18 protein-coding genes and 1 tRNA gene are annotated in these 22,621 nt (G+C 65.3%); 10 read left to right on the forward strand and 9 right to left on the reverse strand.

What is annotated here, in order from left to right; translation table 11 throughout:
• Nucleotides 1-2,937, reverse strand: coding sequence for a MobF family relaxase (gene mobF, locus ACTIGJ_RS17650; RefSeq protein WP_439641642.1), 2,937 nt, complete (start codon nucleotides 2,935-2,937; stop codon nucleotides 1-3).
• Nucleotides 2,938-3,077: 140 nt separating this feature from the next.
• On the opposite strand from mobF, the gene ACTIGJ_RS17655 reads away from it, so the two are divergent.
• The gene (locus tag ACTIGJ_RS17655; protein WP_439641643.1) at nucleotides 3,078-3,446 is read left to right on the forward strand and encodes a hypothetical protein; all 369 of its coding nucleotides are present in this window, start codon (nucleotides 3,078-3,080) and stop codon (nucleotides 3,444-3,446) included.
• 43 nt (nucleotides 3,447-3,489) lie between these two features.
• On the opposite strand, the gene ACTIGJ_RS17660 is transcribed toward ACTIGJ_RS17655, so the two are convergent.
• The 4 genes from ACTIGJ_RS17660 to ACTIGJ_RS17675 form a co-directional block, all read right to left on the reverse strand.
• Nucleotides 3,490-6,783, reverse strand: a complete 3,294-nt coding sequence (locus ACTIGJ_RS17660; protein ID WP_439641644.1) for a conjugal transfer protein TraG N-terminal domain-containing protein — start codon at nucleotides 6,781-6,783, stop codon at nucleotides 3,490-3,492.
• Entirely contained in the window at nucleotides 6,780-7,034 is a 255-nt protein-coding gene (locus ACTIGJ_RS17665; protein ID WP_439641645.1) for a hypothetical protein, read from the reverse strand. Before ACTIGJ_RS17665 ends, ACTIGJ_RS17660 begins: the two co-directional genes overlap by 4 nt.
• Before the next feature lie 9 nt (nucleotides 7,035-7,043).
• Nucleotides 7,044-8,639 (reverse strand): conjugal transfer protein TraH, encoded by a 1,596-nt coding sequence (locus ACTIGJ_RS17670; RefSeq protein ID WP_439641646.1) that lies wholly within the window; start codon nucleotides 8,637-8,639, stop codon nucleotides 7,044-7,046.
• A gap of 280 nt (nucleotides 8,640-8,919) precedes the next feature.
• Nucleotides 8,920-9,858 carry a replication initiator protein A gene (locus ACTIGJ_RS17675; protein WP_439641647.1) on the reverse strand — a complete coding sequence of 313 codons (939 nt, stop codon included), beginning with the start codon at nucleotides 9,856-9,858 and terminating at the stop codon, nucleotides 8,920-8,922.
• Nucleotides 9,859-10,157: 299 nt separating this feature from the next.
• On the opposite strand from ACTIGJ_RS17675, the gene ACTIGJ_RS17680 reads away from it, so the two are divergent.
• Nucleotides 10,158-10,649: a hypothetical protein gene (locus ACTIGJ_RS17680; protein ID WP_439641648.1), complete on the forward strand. Its 492-nt coding sequence runs from the start codon at nucleotides 10,158-10,160 to the stop codon at nucleotides 10,647-10,649.
• Entirely contained in the window at nucleotides 10,646-10,996 is a 351-nt protein-coding gene (locus ACTIGJ_RS17685; protein ID WP_439641649.1) for a hypothetical protein, read from the forward strand. Before ACTIGJ_RS17680 ends, ACTIGJ_RS17685 begins: the two co-directional genes overlap by 4 nt.
• 141 nt (nucleotides 10,997-11,137) lie before the next feature.
• On the opposite strand, the gene ACTIGJ_RS17690 is transcribed toward ACTIGJ_RS17685, so the two are convergent.
• The 4 genes from ACTIGJ_RS17690 to ACTIGJ_RS17705 all read right to left on the reverse strand — a co-directional run bounded on the left by ACTIGJ_RS17690 (nucleotide 11,138) and on the right by ACTIGJ_RS17705 (nucleotide 13,742).
• A tRNA-Arg gene (locus ACTIGJ_RS17690) sits at nucleotides 11,138-11,214 on the reverse strand.
• 12 nt (nucleotides 11,215-11,226) lie between these two features.
• Nucleotides 11,227-12,279, reverse strand: a complete 1,053-nt coding sequence (locus ACTIGJ_RS17695) for an integrase (RefSeq protein WP_439641650.1) — start codon at nucleotides 12,277-12,279, stop codon at nucleotides 11,227-11,229.
• A gap of 242 nt (nucleotides 12,280-12,521) precedes the next feature.
• Nucleotides 12,522-13,256 (reverse strand): HAD family hydrolase, encoded by a 735-nt coding sequence (locus tag ACTIGJ_RS17700; protein WP_439641651.1) that lies wholly within the window; start codon nucleotides 13,254-13,256, stop codon nucleotides 12,522-12,524.
• Nucleotides 13,257-13,277: 21 nt separating this feature from the next.
• On the reverse strand, nucleotides 13,278-13,742 hold the full coding sequence (locus ACTIGJ_RS17705; RefSeq protein WP_439641652.1) for an ArsR/SmtB family transcription factor: 465 nt from the start codon (nucleotides 13,740-13,742) through the stop codon (nucleotides 13,278-13,280).
• Nucleotides 13,743-14,175: 433 nt separating this feature from the next.
• Here ACTIGJ_RS17705 and ACTIGJ_RS17710 point away from each other — a divergent pair, with 433 nt between their 5' ends.
• From ACTIGJ_RS17710 to proB, 7 genes are all read left to right on the forward strand, one after another.
• Nucleotides 14,176-17,616: a pyruvate carboxylase gene (locus tag ACTIGJ_RS17710; protein WP_439641653.1), complete on the forward strand. Its 3,441-nt coding sequence runs from the start codon at nucleotides 14,176-14,178 to the stop codon at nucleotides 17,614-17,616.
• 71 nt (nucleotides 17,617-17,687) lie between these two features.
• Nucleotides 17,688-18,647 (forward strand): beta-ketoacyl-ACP synthase III, encoded by a 960-nt coding sequence (locus ACTIGJ_RS17715; protein WP_439641654.1) that lies wholly within the window; start codon nucleotides 17,688-17,690, stop codon nucleotides 18,645-18,647.
• Nucleotides 18,644-19,480, forward strand: coding sequence for an alpha/beta fold hydrolase (locus ACTIGJ_RS17720; protein ID WP_439641655.1), 837 nt, complete (start codon nucleotides 18,644-18,646; stop codon nucleotides 19,478-19,480). The genes ACTIGJ_RS17715 and ACTIGJ_RS17720 overlap by 4 nt, the downstream gene beginning before the upstream one ends.
• A 117-nt stretch (nucleotides 19,481-19,597) precedes the next feature.
• A complete protein-coding gene (rplU, locus tag ACTIGJ_RS17725) occupies nucleotides 19,598-19,909 on the forward strand; it encodes a 50S ribosomal protein L21 (protein ID WP_439641656.1) in 312 nt (103 codons plus the stop codon).
• A 30-nt stretch (nucleotides 19,910-19,939) separates the two neighbouring features.
• Entirely contained in the window at nucleotides 19,940-20,197 is a 258-nt protein-coding gene (rpmA, locus tag ACTIGJ_RS17730) for a 50S ribosomal protein L27 (RefSeq protein WP_439641657.1), read from the forward strand.
• Between the two features lie 97 nt (nucleotides 20,198-20,294).
• The gene (gene cgtA, locus ACTIGJ_RS17735) at nucleotides 20,295-21,410 is read left to right on the forward strand and encodes an Obg family GTPase CgtA (protein ID WP_439641658.1); all 1,116 of its coding nucleotides are present in this window, start codon (nucleotides 20,295-20,297) and stop codon (nucleotides 21,408-21,410) included.
• A gap of 16 nt (nucleotides 21,411-21,426) precedes the next feature.
• A complete protein-coding gene (gene proB, locus ACTIGJ_RS17740; protein WP_439641659.1) occupies nucleotides 21,427-22,563 on the forward strand; it encodes a glutamate 5-kinase in 1,137 nt (378 codons plus the stop codon).
• Nucleotides 22,564-22,621 lie beyond the last annotated feature (58 nt).

The raw sequence follows: 22,621 nt of genomic DNA on the forward strand, positions 1-22,621 counted from the left end.
CTATCGCTCCAGGTCCAAGCCCCGCGACGGGGCCGGTCGTTTGAATTCAGGCGCAGCCGCACGAAGCTCGCGCGCAGCAGCAGCGGCAGCTCGCTCCGCATCGCGCCGCGTATCGGACTCACGGAAGGCCGCCAAGATCGCGCGATCCGTCACGTCCGAAACCGAGATTCGGCTGTCGATTGCCGACAGCTTGTCGCCGGATCGCTCTGCCACCGAATCTCGCAGCTTCTCGGCCGAATCGGTGTAGAGCGTCAGCCCCTCGGTCTGGCGGCTCACCGCAACGAGGAACGCCTTCTGTGACAACAGGGACTTATCCGAGCTGGCCGCATCCACGAGCACCTGAGCAGCCGTCTGACCCTGACTTTTGTAGATCGTGGTCGCGTAGCCGTGCTCCCAATGTCGGCCAGACTGCACCCCCCGGTCGATCTCGACGCGCCGACCGTCTTCGGTCTGCACCGTCATACGTTGAGCATCCGTCGCGATGACGTTAAGACGCTGGCCGTTGGTCAAACCCAGCGAAGGATCGTTCTTGCTCCAGGTGATGCGCTCGCCAGGCGCGAGCGTCGTTTCGCGCTCGACGAAAATAGAAGGCGGCATCTTCGCGCCCCCGGCCACCAGGCCGGGTGCCCACGGCACCCGGCGACCGCCGACATCGAGGTACACGATGCCGTCGCGCGCATTCACGGACTCGACCCGCGCATACGCCCCGGCATCGACCCCGAGTGATTTCAACGCGCGCGGGAACTGCACGGTCTGACCAGGACGGTACGTCGAAGCCAGCGCCGTATCAGCCCGCTGCGCGTAAACCGATTGGAGCTGACGCGCCGGCTGCTCCCCAACGAGCTTGCCTTCGGACCGAAGGACATCCCGAGCCATCTCGTTCAGTTCGGTGCGCGTCTGATTGCGCGCCGACAGCATCAGCGTCGAATCACGCGCATCGCCGGACGCAGACCACGCCGAAACCATCGCACGCAGTCGATCCGAGCGGTCGGCAATCTCGCGAGTCTCCGGCGCCAGCTTCTCCATCGCCGATCCGAAGTCTTTCGCCAACACGTCCCGGATTGCCGAGACATGGCGTGGATCGGTCTGACGCCGAATCTCGTACATCTCGCGATGCTGCATGCCATTGGCCAGCATTCGCGCGAACGGCTTGCCAGCCTGAATCGCGCCGAGCTGGTCGGGATCACCGACCAGCACCAGGCGCGCACCGAGCTTCTCGGCAAGCGTCGTGAGGCCGCGCATCTTCTGGTTGTTGACCTGGCTGGCCTCATCGACCACCCACACCTGTTTCGCATAGGCAGAACGGATCTCGGCCGCACGCGCAGGATCGGCGCTGCGCAGCCGCGCGGCGTCCTCGCCCAGCGTCTTCAAGTGCCGCGAAATCGTGTGCGACTCGATACCCGCACTCGATCCGAGCTGCCTGGCGGCTTCGGCGTTCATCGCCATGCCGACCATGTTCAGGCCCTTCTCGGCGAGCAACTGCCGTGCCTCGCCCAGCATGTACGTCTTGCCGGTGCCCGGCCGACCCAACACGCCGACAATCCGATCCTGACTGCTCAGGATCATCTGCACCGCCTGCGCCTGACCCTCGTTCAAGGTGCCGGAGCGGATCGCAGCGACCGCTTCTGCGGAGTCGCCGCGCCACAGCGCTTCATTCCTGGCCGCATCGGCTTCGCGCTGCCGACGCTCGGGCAGGGAAGCCAGCAAGCGGCTCGCCTCATCGGCGCTGTACGCGGCAGAAACCGCATTTCGGCCCGACACAAGCGATGCCTGAATGCGCTCTTCCTGTTGCAATGACGACAGCGTGACGTAGCCGCGCTGCGGCCCGAGCTGCGCATCATGAAGCCGCCCCGCAGACTTCTCCGCAGCGATCAACTTCTCCGCATCGGCGACCGACAGCCGCCCCACAGCCCCGGCCAGCGTCCATGCGAGCAGGTTCGAGTGCGTGAAGGCCGCTTCCTGGTCAGATAGACGCGTGATGGCACTCTGCAACGCCTTGCGCGCCTCGGCCGCGCTCAGCGGATTGGTCTGATCGCCGCGCTCCCGCGCCTGCGCGATGACCGACTGCGGATCGAAGCCAATGGCCGCTGCGCGTGCATCCCATTCCTTCCCGAGCGCCGCGCGGTCCTCGACCGTCTTCGCGTGCCGCGTCATCAACGCCGCCTGGTCCGAAGCCTCCGGCCCGAGGCCGCGATCCTTCAGCGACGCCTTGATCTCGGCTCGGCGAGTCGAAAACTCCGCGATGGCCTCCGCCGAAACGCCAGCGATCTCGAAGCTGCCATCCCGGCCCTCGGTTTCGAGCTGGTAGCCCAGGCGTTGCAGTTCCAGCGCCAGAGCCGAGCGGTAGACTGCCGTGCTCGCGCTTTGCGACTCGAAGAACGCCTTGCCATCGAGCGACCGCCATTTGCCGTCGTCGCGTTGAGTGGCATTGATGACCACGGAATGCGTGTGCAACTGCGGGTCGTGGTTGCGATTCGTATCGTGCTGAAACGTCGCGATGACCAGGTTGCCGGTGTTTTCGCGATGGATCTCGCCGGAAGACTTCACGCGAGTCGCCGCGACATTCGATTCAACCCAGCCGAGGGCCGACCGAACCGCGCGCTGGTGCGCCTCGATCACAGCCTTGTCGCCGCCCAGTTCGGCGATCAAGGTGACGGACTTAGGGGCCGAAAAGGTCAGGTCGTACCCCGGCCGGTGCTCAACCGGGCCGCCAGCCTCACGGACCGTCCCGAGCTGCTGGCCATCCGGCAGATGCCCTTCGAGCAATGACTTGAAGGCATCACGATCCACGGCCCCGGCAAGGCCCAGCCGGGCCGCGCCCTCGCCGTACCATTCGCCCTGCGCGTCGGGATCAGCGCCTCCCGCCGAGTAGTAGTCGTCCTTCTCGTAATACGCAACGGCGACGCCTGCATCGGTAATCTTGCCGATCGACATCATGCCGGGACCCTCGGCCGCAGCTTCGGCGACTTTCGCATGCGAAAGTCAGAGCCGATTGAAGGAACGCCCCCGGCGGCGTACTGTCCAACCCGTAGAACTTTCGCATGCGAAAGTCGAGACAGCAGGAACGGGAGAAATCCATGAACGACAGCAAGGCGGTTCGCATCACCAAGGGCGTGTTGTCCCTGGTGTTGCTCGTGCCCGTCGTGCTTGGTGTCGCTCTCGGCGTTTCGATCAGCTCGCCCGTGGTGGCTCTTGTCGCGCTCGCGTTCGCGCTTTTCCCGGTGGCCGTGCTCTATGAAGCGGTTCGCAACCGACCGCTGTCTCGCGTGAACGCTGCCTTCGACGACGATTCGCTCATCGACGAGGCAGTGAAGAGGGATCGTGAGTTCTGGACCTATTACGATCCGAACAATCCTGTTTCGCCGGCAGGGATTCATCGGCGACATCAGGATGAGCTGGCGAGCCAGATGAACGACACCCTCCATCGTCAACACGGGATCGTGTAAGGCTTGCGCGGGGCTGACGGCGAACGCTCGTTGCATGTCGGCGTCACTCGAACATGCGATCAACATATGAGTACGCCCTGTCGGCCCACGTGCCAGCCGTTGCTTCACGGGCCTTCTGGATGAACGTCTGTTCGTCAGCCTTGGCGGCGGGCATGTAGGTCTGGTTCTGGATGGCGTACTTCGCTTCTGCGAAGGAAACGTCATTCCTCCCGGCCCACTGCTCCGCAATCATGCGTTCGGCCTCAAGCGCCGTTTCGGGATTCCATGAATCCGGCCTGCCGTATTCCTGGTAGGCGATCTCTTGTGCACGGGCCAGGTTGGGCGCGAGCTGATCGACGAAGCCTGTAACGACGAGATCCTGCCGAGCGCTGTTACCCTCGGACGACTGCGTTCTCACCGAAGCAGACACGTTGGCGCTGCCGCCGGTCCCACGTCGAACGCCAGCGGCTCCCGAGAGCCCCGCGTCGGCGGCGGCAACCTCGCTCGCATCGGCGGAAGCGTTCGCTCCATAGCCTTCGAGCTGCAAGCGCCGGGAATAGGCGTCGGCCACCGCATAAATCTCACGATCATCGAGCTTGCCGGTCAGGTCATCGACCAGGTTGGTCAACGTCTCTGCTGCGCGCGGACCGCGCAGCGAATTCGGATCGCTGATCGACAGCGACTCACTGAGGATCTTGCGATCCCCGATGTCGGTCGAATCACCCCTGCGAACCTCGTCACCGATAGTCGTGACATCACCGATACGGGTTTCATTGCCTTCGCGGCGAACATCACCAAAGTGCGTGTTGTCGCCGACGCGGGTAGTCCGGCCGTCCGTGTAGCCCGTGGTATTCCCGGCCTGAGTGCTCGAAACAAAGTCGGCTTGTGCCGCATCGGCTCGGCCCGATTCACCGTCGAAGGTGAAGCGCACGAAGCCGCCGCCGCTGTTCTCGAAGTCCGCCAGCTCGCGTTCGTTCATCGCGCCACTGCGGCGGAAGTAATCGACGAGCTGACCGCGATTGCCATCGGTCACAGCAAGGCCAATCTGCCCGTTCTGCATCATCGACAGGTCGATACGGTCGCGGACATCCGCTCCGTTCATGCCGAGCTGCTGCGCCAGATCGTTGCCGATCATGGCGCGAGCAAAGTTTTCGGCCGCTGACGCTCTAGCCAGCTCGTCCGTCGTCTGGCCGAGATTCGGGCTGATGCCCTGGATAGCGAGGCCCTGCGCGACGTTCTGCTGCCGAGCGACTTCCTCCCCGGTGATGAGCGCGGGCAGACCGCGATCTTCGAGCGTGCGCAGCGTGCCTTGCGACTGCGCATGGGTGAACGTGCCCTGCGCTCGACCGGCATCCGTTGGCGCGTTCGGGGCGATGCTACCCAGCGTGACGCCGCTTTCGACGCGCTGGCGCGTCTCAGCAGCAGCGGACGCGAACAGATCCTTGGGCTGCTCGGCTGCGAGCGCCGCGTCGCCGGCAACGCCCTGAGTTGCCCTGGCTTCCGCGCCGCGCTGGAAGTCGCCGGGGAACGCGCCTTCCGCCTCGCGGCGTTGCGTGTTCAGCTCGGTACCGCCCAGGCTCGCCCGCGTCTCTGCATTGCGCTCGCGGAACTCACCGAGGCCGAGGCCGGCGCGATCCGCGCCGAGCCTGGTGCCGCTGACATCGCCCATCTGTTCCCGAGCATCGAGTCGGCCGACATCGCCCAGCGTGCCGCCGGGCGCGCGGCCCGTGGTGATGGAGTCGTCGATGTAGGCACCCGCTCCGGCGGTCTGACGGATCGCGCCCATGCCGCTGGCCAGCGATCCTTGACGGAATCCACCGCCGGAATTGACCTGACCCATCGTCCCGCCGACAGACATCAAGCTCTGCTGCGCGGCGGCGTTCTGTTCCGGATAGAGCGTCTGGCGTCCGGCCTGGTCGCCCGCGCCCTCGATATTGTTCTGCCACTGCTGACCGAGGCCGGTCAGCGCGTAGCCGCCGAACTTGAACAGACCGAACGCGAGCACGCTCGCCATCGCGAGCGCCGTGCTGCGCGACTTGCCGAACACGCCGAGGGCTTGGACCGATCCTTCGGGCGACATCATGATGGCCTCGACGCCGAGCTGCTGGCGTCGAATCTGATCGAACGCATCGGATGCCGCGTCATACGCCATCTGAACCGCGATGCCGTCCCCAATCGACCACAGCGACAGCCAGGCGAACAGCCCGAAGTTGAGCATGAGCGCGGGCTTGATGAGCGGGGTCACGATGAACAGCAGCGTCAGCGGAACGACACCCAGCACCACGGCCAGCATGAAGGCGCGGACCTTCGGAATCCATTGGTTCATCGCTTCGGCATTGCCGAAGCCTTCGGCCATCACCTGACGGCTCACCAGGGCGCGCGTGGACCGATCCACGTCGGCCGAGTTCATCGCGTTGCTGACGGCTTCGGCTAGCAGGATCGAACGTAGGAAGGGGATTTCGGAGCCGACGGAGACGTTGTAGAGCGCCGTCGAATCCTGCAACAGCGTCCGGCATTTGGCGGACTGCGCGCCGTCTGCGACGTTGAACCCGGATTGCATGCAGATCGATTCAGTAACGCCAGCGAACGTGGAAGCGCTGGTCAGGCGAGAGTTGAGACCGCCAGTGCCGGACCAGGCATCGGTGCAGGTGCGCGCTTCTCCGGTGTCGTCGCCCGCTGGGTGATAGACCATCGACAACGCGGCGTTCGTCCATTCACCGAATTCGTTCAGCAGGTCCGTCGATCCGTGCATCAGACGCTGCCGCGCACCGGTGTCCATGTTGGCGAGTGCTGGCATGCCGCAGGCCGTGTAGTAGTTCACCAGCGACTGCTTGAGATACCAGTCGTTGACGCTCGCGCTGACAGCAGCCTTGATGAGCGCGAAATTGATCGCGCCCGCGTTGTCGGAGTACGGGTTCGCGCTCGCCGTGTCGGCGATTTCAATGATTCCGCGCTCCAACTTGTTCAGCCCGCCGGCCACGGCCACGATGATGTCGGGCACACCACCGACCGGCTGGTAGGCGTTACGCACGGGATCGTAGATGTGCACGGTGCCCGTGCTCATCACGAACGACTTGAACACAGCGAGGCCGAGGGCGATGGGAATGAGGAACCCGACAGGGTTCACCTGTTCGCCGCTGATTCCGCGATAGGCGGTGCTGAGTGCGCCGAGCGACGCACCGGCAATCGCGAAAATCGTCGCAAAAACGAGAAAGTGGTTGTCGGAGAGCATGAGCCCGAGGCGCGTGAATGCAGCCACCGTCTCATCGAAACCGTTGTACGTGTAGAAGTCGGATTCGAGTGCGAACGAAGCGCCGGGCGCGGCGAGCAGTGCCAGCAGAATCAGCAGGCGGGTCATGACCGTGGCTCCTTCAGCGTTTCCGGAAGCCAGGCGGTCCATCTGTCCCACGCACGCTTGTGCTGAGCGAAGGTCCTCAAGGCGATCAATGCGGCAAGGACGCCGCCGCTGCTCGCAGCGGCCGACCAGTCCTGATCGACGATGGCTGCTGCGGCGAGAACGCAGAAAAATAGGCAGGCCCAGGGGGTGTTGGAAACGACACAGGCACGCAGGTCGTAGCCCCGGACGACAGGAGTCGTGAACTTTCGCATGCGAAATTCCTACTTTTGACCGAGGGTCTGTCTGTTGAGCTGGCGGCGGTAGTCCTCCGCGTAACCCTTCGTGACCTGCAAGGTCGTCTGGTACTCGGCCATCTTCGCCATCCACGCCGCGCGAGCACCGCTCGCGAAGCCGCCCACGCGCGGTTCCAGCGCTTTGAAGTGCTGTACCGCGTCATCTACGAATGCGAGGTCACACCGTCCAGGACCGCCGCTTGGCGGGCCGAACTGATTCGAGCTGACCTGGTTCGCTTTATGAATCACGAACCGCATCACTTCCCACAAGTCGTTGAGCATTCGGTACGAGGTGGCAAAAGCTACCGGCTCCGAAAGAATCTCCACCATCGCCTCGCTGTTGCCTTGAGCTGCTGCGTTCGACAGCAGGGTCAGCAGCGGGAACGAGCTGCGATTCACGAACGCGCGTTCCTCGGGCGTCAACTGTGCAGCGCCGCCGGGCGTGCGCAGCTTCGTCGAAATGCTGACGAGCTGGTCATTGACGACCTCGATGACGGGAGCCATGCCGGACGCGCTACACGCGCCGGTTGCACTCATCTGATCCACCGTGCCCGTGACGAAGCTATCCGGCTGCACCAGCGAATTGCTCGGGCAGTACGAGAAGGTTTCGACCTGGTAGAGCCGCTGCGTGCTGTTGTACGTCACACGCGCGTCGCCGATGAGTCCTCGCATGACCGGAGCGAAAGCCGCGAGGCCCGCTTCGGCCGCAGCGTTCTGCATCACTGAGCCATTGACGAAGATCCGCTTGAATAAATCAGGGCAGTCTTGCAGCGTCGCTTGCGTGTCGTCGGGTGCCGCACCGTTCGACGTGCGGACGTTATCTTGAAAGTCCTGCGAGTTCTTCTTGAGCGCTTCGGTCAGGGAGAAGTTGCCCGCCGCTTCGGCCCACAGCTCTTTCGCGACGTTCTTATCTTCCGAGACGGCTTGCACCAGGCGCTTCGACATGCGGCAGTCGTTCAACTGGATGCTGTTGAGCTGATCCGTGATCGCCGTGAGCGTGTTCATGCTGTCCTTGCACACCTGACAGTATTGAGTCATCGCAAGGTCGAAGGCGAAGGCCGGAGCGGCCTGGATGATGCGCTCGAACTTCTCGACGAGATATTCCGGATCGAGATACGTGAAACCGCCGCCGAATAAGTCGATGCCGCCGCAGCCGACTTCCAATCTCGGCGGCGACGCGGTAACAAGGAAGTCGTTCGTCATGCGATAGCGGCCGGAGAATCCGCCCGCCGAATAGAACCCGCGCTGCTGATTCTGATAGCCGCCCGACGACACGCTCGTCGATTGATCGAACCACTCGTTCACCCAATCGGCATGGGCGTCGTTCGGCCAAAGCAGCGCGGCGGCAACGGCAAGCGCTGCTGCGGCGAGTGCGATGAACACCAGCTTGCCCCGGCGTTTTTGAGTGACTGGCGACTTCCGCCTTTCCTCGGTCCAGGACTCGACCGTCTGTTCGTTCCACCGCAGCGGGCGGATCGAGAACGGGGTCGGCAGCGCGCTTGGATTGCGCGCTCGAATTTGGAGCAGCGCGATCTCGCTGACGCCGAGCCTTCCGGCCAACTCCTTTTGACTGATCGATTTCATGACGCTGACCTCTGGGTGCTTTGGGCTTGGTTGCTGGTTGTGCACAGGTGCTCGCGTGTTAACCGCTTTTGATTCGTTAAACAGTTAAAGACGCGCGCGCGTGTTACGGCCTCTTCGAGGCCCGAAAAGTCGCGCCTGATCAATGCGATGCGAACAGGGGGTGTTCCTGAAGGCCCGATGGTCGCGTTCCTCAAGGCCCGTGACAGCGTTCCTGAAGGCCCGTGTCCGGGCGTTCCCCAATGCCCGTGTTCACCCACAGCTTGTTCAGGGCGCTGGCAGGTCATGCCGATGCCTCCGCGACTGCCGTGGCTGAGGGCTTGGACACGGGCATTGAGGAACGCAGAACCTTCATAGCGTCCCTCGCGCGAGCGGCGCGCCCGATGTCTGAGTTCTGGTAACCGAACACGACATCGCCGTTCAGGCGCAGGAGCCATCCGCTGAACGCATCGTGGACTTCCTCCAACCTATTTTTCTCGGCCCGATCAAGAATTCGGCGCACCTCGAAGCGGAAGCGCCGAGCGGGGGACTGAGAGCCGCATTTGTTCTGGAGCTTCTCAAGCCCTATGTGCCACTCCGTCTGCCGCTCTCCGAGGTGCTTTCGGAAGATTTCGTAGACCCGCTTCTCAAGGCCCTGAAGCGTGAAATAAATCGCTTCTACAGTGAGCAGCTCGTTGTTCAGGATCGCGCGATACAACCAGTCACTCAGCTTGATCCGCAGCCTTGGTGAATGAAAGTTCGGCTGTTCGATGAGCGACCAGGCGTCGATCAGACCAAATCCGCTTTCCTGGCGGACGCCGCCGGTTTCAATGCGTGTTTCGATGCTCGTGCCTCGAAGCCGCCGTAGCGCGACGCGAAGACGTTTGTAGTCAGTTCCTCCGGCGCCGCGACCGATGGTTTGTAACAAGTCGTATGCGCGTACGTGAACGGTCTGCGAGACCTTCAATCCGGCGTTCAGGGCGGCGCGGAGCTGCGACGCGAGATACACGAGGATGTCTTTGTCTTCGAGGGTGGGTGCGCCCTCGGCGCTCGGCACGATTCGGATCTCGCAGTCGCGCCCGAGCGCGTAGCAGCGCGGAACCTTCAGTGGTTGCCTCCCAATCGAAAACAGGGGGTGTTCGAGTGAAGCCATGTCCACCTTCACGCTCACGTCGTTCAGCACTGCTTCAAACAGTTCGAGCTGTTCGTCGCCAGTTGCCTCGGATGACGCTCGCCGTGCCATGCGCTTTGCTTACGCTCGTGCGCGGCCGTGCCGGGCGCGAGTTGGCGAGGGCAGGAACAGTCGGCGGATACGCTCGCTTTCTTCCCGCTCTCGCGCTTCCATCCACCTGACGACGGTTTCGCGCCGCCAACGCAGGTGCGGCCTCACCATGAACGGGGGCGGCACGCCGAGTGGATTACGGCTGCGGAAAGATCGAATGCTGTCCGGGGTTATGCCGAGCAAGGCGGCCAAACCGTCGATGTCCAACACTTCGCTTTGATGTATCGTATTTGAGTGCAATTCCATGTCACCGTAGGACAGTGTCCAACGGCACGCTAATTGAACTTATGCGCGATGTCAAGGCCCTCGATGTAGAAGCGACTCTGGATGCCGCCGCCGCTGCGGTTGGCGGCATACGGGCGCTGTCCCGCGAACTTGAATGGGACCCTGGATCGATCATCAAGGCCCGCACTACTCAGAAGCTGAGCCCTTACCGGACCGCGCAGCTCTCGCGATTCACCGGGCAGAATCACCTTGCAGCGGTCGTCGACTCACTCGCCGACGGAGCGAAGTCGGAGTCAGAGGTCGAATACTGGCAGCAGTACCTTCCGGAACTGGCGGGAGAAGTCGCCGAGTTATCGCGCGCTGTACTGTCGGCACTTCAAGATGAATGGGCGAAGTATCCGTCGCCGCCTTCCAAAGATTTGCAGCGCACTGAGTTTGCTGAGGCAATGAGGCTCGCTCTTTCAAAGCGGTGGCGCAGCGCCCAACGGTCGGCTGTAAGTTCCACGCCAAAGGCGGTCAGAAAATGAGCAACATCACTTCGCTATCCCAATTCCGGGCCAGCAGAATTGAGTGCGAGCGGCAGCGCAGAGAGGAAGCGCTAGCGACAGAAGCTCTCGCGGCCGTGAGAGAAGCTATTGGTCCCGAGCAAGTTGAGCGGAGGCTACAGGACTCGTCGGCTGCAAAGGCACGGCTTGAAGGCCAAAGCAAAACAGCTTTGGTCCATCTCCGTCATGTTCCCGGTGTGGTCGTGATCGTTAGCTTGGCGAGCCTGGTCGTCACTGACCTGACCGTCACGTCGCTCCTGATTTCAGGTGTGGCGATCCTCGGGTGGTGCGCGAACGGGATCGCTCGTGAACTAAACGGGGCGCAGTGACGGGTAAGATCAAAACCGCGACGGCACCGCGCATCGACCGCTGGTCGAACTGCTCGACCCGTGGTTGATTTCCGGCTGCTCGCTCATTCGACCTGGTACCCAGCAGTCGCACGGAACCGAAAGTGGGCCGGATGTGCAAATTGGCGCGCCCGGAGGGACTCGAACCCCCGGCCGATCGCTTAGAAGGCGATTGCTCTATCCACCTGAGCTACGGGCGCGAACACGTAAGTTTAATCCAGTAACGTGGCGACATCCTCTGCTCTGAGGTGGGTATATCGCTGCAACATCGCCAGCGTTTTGTGTCCCGTCACCTTTGCCAGCGCGATTACGTTCCCGTTGAGCTTTTTCGCGACCCTCGACGCGCCCTCGTGACGAAGATCATGGAGCCGGATGTCTTGTAGGCCGAGCCGGTCAACGATGCGGTTGAACGCCTGCGTGTAGCCGCCGGGCTTCATGCCGAAGATCAGTTCGTCGCCGTCACCGTCCCGCCTCGGGAGGGACTTCAACACGGCGATGGCACGCAAGGACAGGGGAGCATCGCGGGGGTCGCCGTTCTTCGTGACCAGGCACCGGGCGATCCGCCTCTCGAAGTTGATGTCCTTCCAGCGAAGAGCGCACACCTCGGCACGTCTCATCGTCGTCTCGACCGAGAACTCGATGGCAGCGGCCAGCTTCGGCGACTTTGAACTGCGAGCCTCGGCAAGGATGCGCTCGAACTCATCACCCTCGGTCCTGCGTTCGCGACCCTTGCTCTGAGGTGGCAGGCGGACGTGCTGCACCGGATCGCCAGCCGGGAGCACGAGACCCCATTCGCGCAGGGCATGCCGGATCGCGGCGCGGATTAGCGCCAGGTCATGGCGCACGGTCTGCCCGGAGATGCGCCGGGTGGTCTTGCCCTTCGGGCCTCCCAACTGGACCGTGCTCTTGAGCCGCATGTCCCGGAACTGCGCCAGTTGCTCCGGCGTGAGCGCGATCAGGGGCAGTCGGACGATGCTGTGCTTCATCACCCGCCTGACGCGCCCCTGAAGGTCAGCGCCCGAGCGCTTTGAGGGTAGGACCTCTTCCGAGTAGCGTTCCAGGAGCTGGCCGAGCGTCATTTCCTCGGCCATCGCAGTGCCGCGCCACGCGCCACGCTCGATGTCCCGCTCGGTCTCCCGCGCCCAGGCGATAGCCAGAGCCCTGGTTGAACGCGAGGCATAGAGGCGGGGCGCACCGCGCTTTGTTACGGTAACGTCGTACCTCACCGATTTGTCTTCGAGGACCCGCTTTCTTATCGATGCCATAGAACTCTCAGTGCGGATATGCTGCGTATACGCGAGCACCCTAGTCCAGAAAGTTCAATAGTATCAAATACGAAGGCCACTCAGAACACTGAACTTCTAAGCCGAGGGTCGCAGGTTCGATTCCTGCCGGGCGCGCACCCCGTTTCTCGCCGTCGTCCGGGGCCCTCGTGGCCGACTGAACGAGCCTCTTCGATCAGGTTGCGCAGCGCGCCACAAGGCGCTGCGGCGCCCAGCCGCCACGCTCAGGCCTGGGCGGCCGCGTGCCAGGCCCGGATCTGCTTGAGCGTCACCGGCTGCGTCGCGGCGTCGTCACCGAGTTCAGGCAGCACGACGCAGGCGCCGTGGAACGTCTGCCTGCAGGTGTAGGCATTGGTGGTCACCACTGTCGTCAGGCCGGCGCCGCGGGCCGCGCGCAGGCCGTTGTCGGAATCCTCGAACGCCAGACAGGCCGCTGCCGGCAAGCCGAGCTTCGCAAGCACCCACTGGTAGATGTCTGGTGCTGGCTTCTTGGCCGGCACCACGTCGCCCGCGCCGATCACCTCGAACCAGCTGGCGGCGCCGGGGGCCAGCGAATGCTCGAGCAGCGCGGCAACGTTCTCGGCGGTCGTGGTGGTGGCGATTGCCAACCGCAGGCCGGCGGTGCGGGCCTCGGCGATCAGCCGGGCGACGCCGGGCCGCAGCGGCAGCGCGCCGGAGGCGACCAGCGACAGGTAGGCCTGCGTCTTGGCCTGGTGCAGGGCGGCAATCCGGGTATCGATGCCGGGCTGATCAAGCAGCGCCCGGTGGTCGCGTTCGAGGTAGTGGCGGATGCGTTCCTTGCCGCCGGTGACGGCCAGCAGTTCGCCGTACAGCATCTCGTCCCAGTGCCAGTCCAGCCCGGCCTGTCGGAAGGCGGCGTTGAAGGCCGGCCGGTGGCCGTCGCGCTCGGTGTCGGCCAGCGTGCCGTCGACATCGAAGATCAGGGCCTGCAGCGGCATGACCGAGGGCGCCGGCACGGTTCAGCCTTTTCCAGCGAGCCGCGTCAGATCGTCGGCGACGGCCTGCAGCAGGTGCGACACCGGCGCCGGCAGCGAAGCCGCCAGCTGCGTCAGCACCCGGATCTTGTCGGCGGCGTTGTCGATCGGCGACAGCTGGGCCAGCAGCACTCGCAGCGCGGCATCGAGGTCCGCCGCGCCGGCATCCGGCTGCGATCGCGCCGGGCGACCTCGGGCCGGACGCGAGGCCACCGCCACCGCGCCGGCGCGTGTGCGTAGCTGGTAGGCCACGGTGCGGCCCTCACGCGTGGTGTCGAGGTGGCCGTCGGCTTTCAGCGCCTTCAGGTTCAGGTAGAGCGACGCCGGTGAGCAGCCCGCGCGGTCGAGAAGCTGCTGGCTCGACATCGGACCGGCGGCCAGCAGTTCGAGGATCGTGCTGCGGACGCCGCGCTGGCGGGGACGGCGCGATGGAGAGGCTTCTGAGGTCATGAAGGATCGGGCGGGGTGATGGGCGATGGCGGATCGCGACGGCGGCGGGTGCCGGCGCCGGCGCATGACGGGCCTCGGCGCCGAAGTCTTGCAGGCATTGGCAACCGACGCCAGCCAGGCCAATAAGCCGTATTCACCAGACATACGGCGCTGCCGGCAGGGCTCGGATACCCTGCGCGCCGCCGACCGGCCTGCCATCCGCAGCGCTGGCGCCGGCGGGCCTGCGACTGCGGCCGGATCGGGGTGCCGTCCCGCCGGGCAATGGTCGCGTGTCTCGTGGGGAAGCGTTGCCGGAGCGGGGTTTCCCGTGCTTTGGTCGGGCATCCCCTGTGCTGTAATAGCGAAGATGACGAGCATGCCAGTAACCGTCATCCACGGGGTGCCTTCACCCGTGCCAGAACCTGACCCGTTTCGACCCAGATCAGCAGGGACCATGCCTATCCGCAAGTTGTTGGTTGCCAACCGCGGCGAAATCGCCATCCGCGTCATGCGTGCCGCTGCCGAAATGGGCATCCGGACGGTGTCGGTCTACGCTCATGAAGACCGCTTCGCGCTGCACCGCTTCAAGGCGGACGAAAGCTACCTGGTCGGTGCCGGCCAGAAGCCGATCGCTGCCTACCTCGACATTCCGGACCTGATCCGGATCGCCAAGCGGGCCGGGGTCGACGCGATCCATCCGGGCTACGGCTTCCTGTCGGAAAACCCGAACTTCGCGGAAGCCTGCGCCGAGGCCGGCATCCTGTTCATCGGGCCGAAGCCGGCCGTGCTGCGCGCGCTGGGCGACAAGGTGGCCGCGCGCGCGGCCGCCAAGGCTGCCAAGGTGCCGGTGCTGGAAGCGTCCGAAGCGCTGCCGCGCGATCTCGAGGAAGTGAAGAAGATCGCCGCCGACATCGGCTACCCGGTGATGCTCAAGGCCAGCTGGGGCGGCGGCGGTCGCGGCATGCGCGCGATCGAGAACGAGGCCGAGCTGCCGGCCGCCGTGGAATCGGCGCGCCGCGAATCGCTGGCCGCGTTCGGCAATGACGAGGCCTATTTCGAGAAGCTCATTCGCCGCGCCCGTCACGTCGAAGTGCAGGTGCTCGGTGACCAGCACGGCAACCTCATTCATCTGTACGAGCGCGACTGCTCGGTGCAGCGGCGCAACCAGAAGGTCGTCGAGCGCGCCCCGGCGCACTACCTGACGCCGGAGCGGCGCGTCGAGCTCTGCGATGCCGCCGTGCGGCTGTGCCGGCAGGTTGGCTACACGCACGCCGGCACCGTCGAATTCCTGATGGATGCCGACACCGACAAGTTCTATTTCATCGAGGTCAACCCGCGCATCCAGGTCGAGCACACGGTCACCGAAGAGGTCACCGGCGTCGACATCGTCAAGGCCCAGATCCGGGTGTCCGAAGGTGCCACGATCGGTGCCGCCGACCGCCTGCTGCCGGCGCAGGACCAAGTGAAACTCGACGGCTTCGCGCTGCAGTGCCGCGTCACCACCGAAGATCCGGAAAACGGCTTCACGCCGGACTACGGTCGCATCCTGGCCTACCGCAGCCCGGCCGGCTTCGGCCTGCGTCTGGACGGCGGTACGTCGTATTCGGGTGCCGTGATCACGCCGTTCTACGACTCGCTGCTGGTGAAGGTCACGGCCTGGGCGCCGACCGCGCAGGAAGCGATTTCCCGCATGGACCGCGCACTGCGCGAGTTCCGCATCCGTGGCGTGTCGACCAACCTGCAGTTCCTCGAGAACGTCATCCTGCATCCGCTGTTCAAGTCCGGCGATTGCACGACGCGCTTCATCGACACGACGCCGGAGTTGTTCCGCTTCACCGCCCGCCGCGATCGCGCCACCAAGGTGCTGCGCTTCATCGGCGATGTCGCCGTCAACGGCAACCCGGAGATGAAGGGGCGCCGTGCGCCGGAAGGCGCGCTGGCTGCGCCGTTGAAGCCGAAGCTGGACCTGCTCGCCGCGCCGCCGAAAGGCCTGCGCGACGAGCTGAAGGCGCGCGGTCCGAAGGGCTTTGCCGACTGGATCAAGGCGCAGCCGCAGGTGCTGCTGACCGACACCACGATGCGCGACGCGCACCAGAGCCTGTTCGCCACGCGCATGCGCAGCCGCGACATGCTGGAGATCGCGCCGCATTACGCGCGTCTGCTGCCGCAGCTGCTGTCGCTGGAATGCTGGGGCGGGGCGACCTTCGACGTCGCCATGCGCTTCCTGAAGGAAGACCCGTGGCAGCGGCTGGCCGGCCTGCGTGCCGCCGTGCCGAACATCCCGTTCCAGATGCTGCTGCGTTCGGCGAACGCAGTGGGCTACACGAACTACCCGGACAACGTCGTTCAGTACTTCGTGAGCCAAGCGGCGAAGAACGGCATCGACATCTTCCGCGTGTTCGACTCGCTGAATGCGGTCGACAACATGCGGGTGGCGATGGATGCCGTGATCGATGCCGGTGCCGTCTGTGAGGGCACCATCTGCTACACCGGCGACCTGTTCGATGCCGCTCGTCCGAAGTACAGCCTCAAGTACTACGTCGACATGGCCAAGCAGCTCGAGAAGGCCGGCGCGCACATCCTCGGCATCAAGGACATGGCCGGCATCTGCAAGCCGCGCGCGGCGCGCGAGCTGGTCAAGGCGCTGAAGCAGGAAATCAGCCTGCCGATCCACTTCCACACCCACGACACCAGCGGCATCGCGGCGGCCAGCGTGCTGGCGGCGATCGAAGCCGGCTGCGATGCCGTCGACGGCGCGATGGATGCGATGTCGGGCCTGACTTCGCAGCCGAACCTCGGCGCGATCGCGGCGGCGCTGGCGGGTTCCGAGCGCGATCCTGGCGTCGACTTCGATGCCATGCAGTCGATCTCCGACTATTGGGAAGGCGTGCGCCGCTACTACGCGCCGTTCGAGGCCGACATCCGTTCCGGCACCGCCGACGTCTACCGCCACGAGATGCCGGGCGGCCAGTACACCAACCTGCGCGAGCAGGGCCGTGCGCTGGGCCTGGAAGCGCGCTGGCCGGAGGTGTCGCGCGCGTACGCGGCGGTCAATCAGCTGTTCGGCGACATCGTCAAGGTGACGCCGACCTCGAAGGTGGTGGGCGACATGGCGCTGTTCATGGTCGGCAACGGCCTGACGCCGGACGACGTCACCAATCCGGATCGCGACATCGATTTCCCGGAATCGGTGGTGTCCCTGTTCAAGGGCGAGCTCGGCGTGCCGCCGGATGGCTGGCCGAAGGCGCTGCAGGCCAAGATCCTGAAGGGCAAGCCGCCGCTCGAAGGACGTCCCGGTGCCTCGATGGCGCCGGTCGATCTGGCGCAGACCAAGGCCGATGCTGAAACCCTGGTCGGCGAAGAGCTGAGCGATGCCGACGTCGCGTCCTATCTGATGTACCCGAAGGTGTTCCGCGACTTCGTCGAGCACCGCAAGGTGTACGGCGATGTCTCGACCCTGCCGACGCCGACCTTCTTCTACGGCCTGCGCGACCAGGAAGAGATCAGCGTCGACATCGACACCGGCAAGACCCTGGTGATCCGCCTGCAGAGCCGCACCGAGTCCGAGGACGACGGCGTGGTCAAGCTGTTCTTCGAGCTGAACGGTCAGTCGCGCCAGGTGCGAGTGCCGAAGGCGGGTGCCAAGGCGGCGTTCGAGACGCCGAAGGCGGAAGAAGGCAATGCCGGTCACGTCGGCGCGCCGATGCCGGGCATGGTGGTGCGCGTTGCCGTGCAGAAGGGCCAGCTGGTCACCAAGGGCGAGCCGCTGTTGGCGCTCGAAGCGATGAAGATGGAGACCGTGCTCGGCGCGCCGCGCGATGGCCGGGTCAAGGCCATTCACGCTCAGCCGGGCGCGACGGTGAACACCCGCGATCTGCTGATCGAGCTCGACTGAAGTCCGGGGTGCGCGGGGGAGGATGCACCCGAAGGTCGTCGAGGACGGCTGGCATTTATTAGAATCGCGGAATGACCTACTCACGCATCGTCGGTACCGGCAGCTATCTGCCCAAGCGCATCGTCACCAACCGGGAACTCGAAGGCCGGATCGACACCAGCGACGACTGGATCGTCAGCCGCACCGGCATTGAAGCTCGTCATGTGGCGGCCGACGATGAACTGACCAGCGATCTCGCGCTGCATGCCGCGCGTGCCGCGATGGCCTCGGCTGGCGTCACGGCCGACGACATCGACCTGATCGTCGTCGCCACCACGACACCGGACATGGTGTTCCCGTCGACGGCCTGTCTGGTGCAGGCCAAGCTCGGCGTCACCCGGGGCGCGGCCTTCGACGTGCAGGCGGTGTGCACCGGCTTCGTCTACGGTCTTGCGATCGCCGACAAGCTGGTGGCCTGCGGCCAGCACAAATGCGCGCTGGTGATCGGCGCTGAAGTGTTCTCGCGGATCCTGGACTGGAACGACCGGCGCACCTGCGTGCTGTTCGGCGATGGTGCCGGCGCAGTGGTGCTGAAGACTTCCGACGCGCCCGGCATCCTGTCCTCTCATCTGCATTCCGACGGTTCGCTGAGCCATATCCTGCGGGTGCCGGGCGGTATCGCCGGCGGCCAGCTGCGCGGCTCGCCTTACCTGGAAATGGATGGCCAGTCGGTCTACCGCGTGGCGGTGAAGAACCTGAGCGAATGCGCCCAGGAAGCGCTGGACCGCAACAACCTGAAAGCGTCCGCGCTCGACTGGTATGTGCCGCACCAGGCCAACATCCGGATCATCAACACGCTGGCCGACAAGGTTGGCGTGCCGAAGGAAAAGGTGGTGGTCACCGTCGCCCAGCAAGGCAATACCTCGGCGGCGTCGGTGCCGCTGGCGCTGGACGCGGCGGTCAAGGACGGCCGCATCAAGCCCTCGGATCTGGTGATGCTGCAGGGCGTCGGCGGCGGCATGACCTGGGGCACGGTGCTGCTGCGCTGGTGAGCGAAGGCCTGCGGCAACCGGCCGTTCGGGTCGACGACGCGCCGGTCTTCGTGCATCGGCGGGGCAGCGGTCGACCGCTGCTGATGCTGCACGGCAATCCCGATTCGCACCGGTTGTGGCTGCCGATGATCGACTGCCTGCAGGCGTACCACGATTGCATCGCGCCCGATCTTCCCGGTTTCGGAGCGTCCGGCGTCGCTGGTCACAACGACGTGACGCTGGCCGGTTTCGCGCGCTGGGTCGATGCCCTGCTGGATGCGCTGGCGATCCGCGAGCCGATCGACCTCGTCGTCCACGACGTCGGCGGCTTCTACGGCCTGGCCTGGGCGGTACGCCACCCGGAACGGCTGCGGCGGCTGGTCATCACCAACACCTTGTTGCACGCCGACTACCGCTGGCATGTCTGGGCGCGCCTCTGGCGCTCGCGACTCGGTGAAATGGCGATGCGGGCGTTCGACTGGCCGCTGATCGGTCGCAGCGGCCACCGCTTGACGATGCAGCAGGGCGGCCCGGGCCTGTCGCGAACGCAGATCGACGACGCCTATCGGCACTTCCACGCCGGCGCCCGCGCCCAGGTGCTGCGCATCTATCGCGAAGCCGACCCGGCCAAGTTCGCGCCTTGGCTGGACGTGCTGCACACGGTGACGGCGATCCGCCCGACGCGCGTGATCTGGGGGATGCGCGATCCGTTCATCCCCGATCATTACGCTGGCCGCTTCGGCACGACGGACGTGCAGCGTCTGGAGGCAGCGGGCCATTGGGCGGTGGCGGAAATGCCGGAGCACTGTGCCGCACTGGTCCGCGAACATCTTGCCGGTGCTGATCGGGTTTGACCGACCCGCGCTCGGAAACTAGAATGTCGAGTTCCCGGGGCCGATCGTCTGGCGTCACGCCGCGACCGGCCTTACAAAAGCAACTAGATAGTCGTAATTTTTCTTGGAGCATCAAGCATGTACGCAGTCATCAAGACCGGTGGCAAGCAGTACCGGGTTGCCCCCGGCGAGACCCTCAAGGTGGAAACGATCGTGGCCGCCGTCGGCGACACGGTGAGCTTCAGCGAAGTGCTGCTGGTGGCTGACGGCGAAGCGGTGAAGATCGGCGCGCCGGTCGTCACCGGTGCCGTCGTCAAGGCGGAAGTCACGGCCCACGGCCGCGGCGACAAGATTCGCATCATCAAGCACCGCCGCCGCAAGCACTACCACAAGGAACAGGGCCACCGGCAGAATTTCACCGCGATCAAGATCACGGAGATCGTCGCCTAAGGGCGGCGTTCTTCCAGCAGGAGAACAGCAATGGCACACAAGAAAGCAGGCGGTTCAACCCGTAACGGTCGCGACTCGCAGGCCAAGCGCCTCGGTGTGAAGCGCTTCGGCGGCGAAGCGGTCCTCGCCGGCAACATCATCATTCGCCAGCGTGGCACTCAGGTGCACCCGGGCGTGAACTGCGGCATCGGCACCGACCACACGCTGTTCGCCAAGGCGGATGGTCATGTGAAGTTCGTGACGCGTGGTCCGAAGGGCCGCAAGTTCGTCGACATCGTCGCGGCCTGATCCGCGCGGATGTGCGTGACCAAGGCCCCGGTGACGGGGCCTTGTCATTTGAAGCTCCCGAAGTTGTCGCTGCTGCTGAACGAGATGCCGCTGAACCATGAAATTCGTTGACGAAGCCACGATACGCGTCGAAGCCGGCGACGGCGGCAACGGCTGCGTCAGCTTCCGCCGCGAGCGCGCGATCCCGTTCGGCGGGCCGGATGGCGGCGACGGCGGCGACGGCGGCACCGTCTGGGTGGTCGCCGAGCCGAACCTGAACTCGCTGGCCGATTTCCGCTTCAACCGCGTGTTCAAGGCCAAGCGCGGCGAGAACGGCGGCGGCTCCGACTGCAAGGGCGCCGGTGCGCCCGACATCGACATCCCGATGCCGCTCGGCACCCAGGTGTTCGATGTCGACACCGAGGAACTGATCGGCGAGCTGACGGCCAAGGGTCAGCGGATCAAGGTAGCCGCCGGCGGCTTCCACGGCCTCGGCAACGCCCGCTTCAAGTCGTCGACCAACCGCGCGCCGCGCCGCGCCAGCCCCGGCACACCGGGCGAACGCCGCGAGCTGCGGCTGGAGTTGAGCGTGCTCGCCGATGTCGGCCTGCTCGGCATGCCCAACGCCGGCAAGTCGACCCTGCTCGGCGCGGTGTCGGCCGCGCGTCCGAAGATCGCCGACTATCCGTTCACGACGCTGTACCCGCAGCCCGGCGTGGTGTCGGTCGGCATGACGCGAAGCTTCGTGATGGTCGACATCCCCGGCATCATCGAAGGCGCGGCCGAAGGGGCGGGGCTCGGCATCCGCTTCCTGAAGCATCTGCAGCGCACCCGCCTGCTGCTGCATCTGGTCGACATCCTGCCGCCCGATGGCGGCGACATCGTCGAACACATCGACACCATCAATGCCGAACTGGCCGAATTCAGCGAGGAGCTGGCCGGCCGCGAGCAGTGGCTGGTATTCAACAAGATCGATCTGATGAGCGACGAGGACGCCGATGCGCTGATCGACGACGCCCTCGAACGTCTCGGCTGGACCGGCCGCCACTACCGCATCTCGGCCGCAGCCCGCCGCAACCTGGAACCGCTGTGCAAGGACGCGATGGAATGGGTCGAGGCGCATGCGCCGGTCCGCACCGCGCCGGATTACACCTTGCTGGACGATGCGCCGCCGGCGCGCCCGGCGGCCGAATCCGATCCCATTGACGACGCCGACGACGACCTCGACGCCTGAGCTGCCCCTTTCGCCCATGACGCAGACGAAAAGCCGTGAAACGCTGAATACCAGCCGCCGCTGGGTGATCAAGGTCGGCAGCGCGATGGTCACCGCGCGCGGTCGCGGGCTCGATCGTGAAGCGATTGCCGACTGGTGCGCGCAGATCGCCGCGCTTCGGGCCCAGGGCCGCCAGGTGGTGCTGGTGTCCTCTGGTGCAGTCGCCGAGGGCATGGCGCGGCTCGGCATGGCCAAGCGGCCGACGAACCTGCACGGCCTGCAGGCGGCGGCGGCGGTCGGCCAGATGGGCCTCGTGCGCGCCTACGAAACCGAGTTCGAGAAGCACGGCCTGCGCGCGGCGCAGATCCTGCTGACCCACGACGATGTCTCCGATCGCGGCCGCTACCTGAACGCCCGGGGCACGCTGAACACGCTGCTGGAACTGGGCGTGGTGCCGGTCGTCAACGAGAACGACACCGTGGCCACCGACGAGATCCGGCTGGGCGACAACGACACGCTCGGCGCGCTGACCGTCAACCTGATCGAAGCCGACCTGCTGGTGATCCTGACCGACCAGCAGGGCCTGTACGACTCCGATCCGCGCAACAACCCGGATGCCCGGCTGCTGTCCGAGGCCGACCTGTCTGATCCCAACCTCGGCGGCATGGCTGGCGAGACCAAGGGCGAACTGGGCCGAGGCGGCATGCGCACCAAGCTGACCGCCGCGCATTGGGCCGCGCGCTCCGGTGCCGCGACGGTGATCGCCTACGGCCGCACGCCGGACGCGCTGCTCAAGATCGCCAGCGGCGAATCGATCGGCACCTTGCTGAAGCCGGCGCAGTCGGTGATGGCCTCGCGCAAGCGCTGGATCGCCGGCCAGCTGCAGGTGCGCGGCCGGCTGACGCTCGACGACGGCGCCGTCAAAGTGCTGCGCGAACAAGGGCGCAGCCTGCTGCCGGTCGGCGTGCGCCAGGTCAGCGGCGAATTCGGACGCGGCGATCTCGTGCTGTGTCTCGACCTCGCCGGCCGGGAAATCGCCCGGGGCCTGAGCAACTACGACTCCGACGAAGCCCAGCGCATTGCCGGTGCACCGAGCGGCGAGATTTCCGCGCGCCTCGGCTATCCGGGTGAACCGGAACTGATCCACCGCGACAACCTGGTGCTCGCGGTCTGATCGAAAGCGGGCGGCGCAAGGCCGCCCGGTGGGTCAGCGGCGATCAAACCCCGATCGC

The sequence above is a fragment of the Nevskia sp. genome (assembly GCF_051860985.1).
Taxonomy (GTDB): Bacteria; Pseudomonadota; Gammaproteobacteria; order Nevskiales; family Nevskiaceae; genus Nevskia.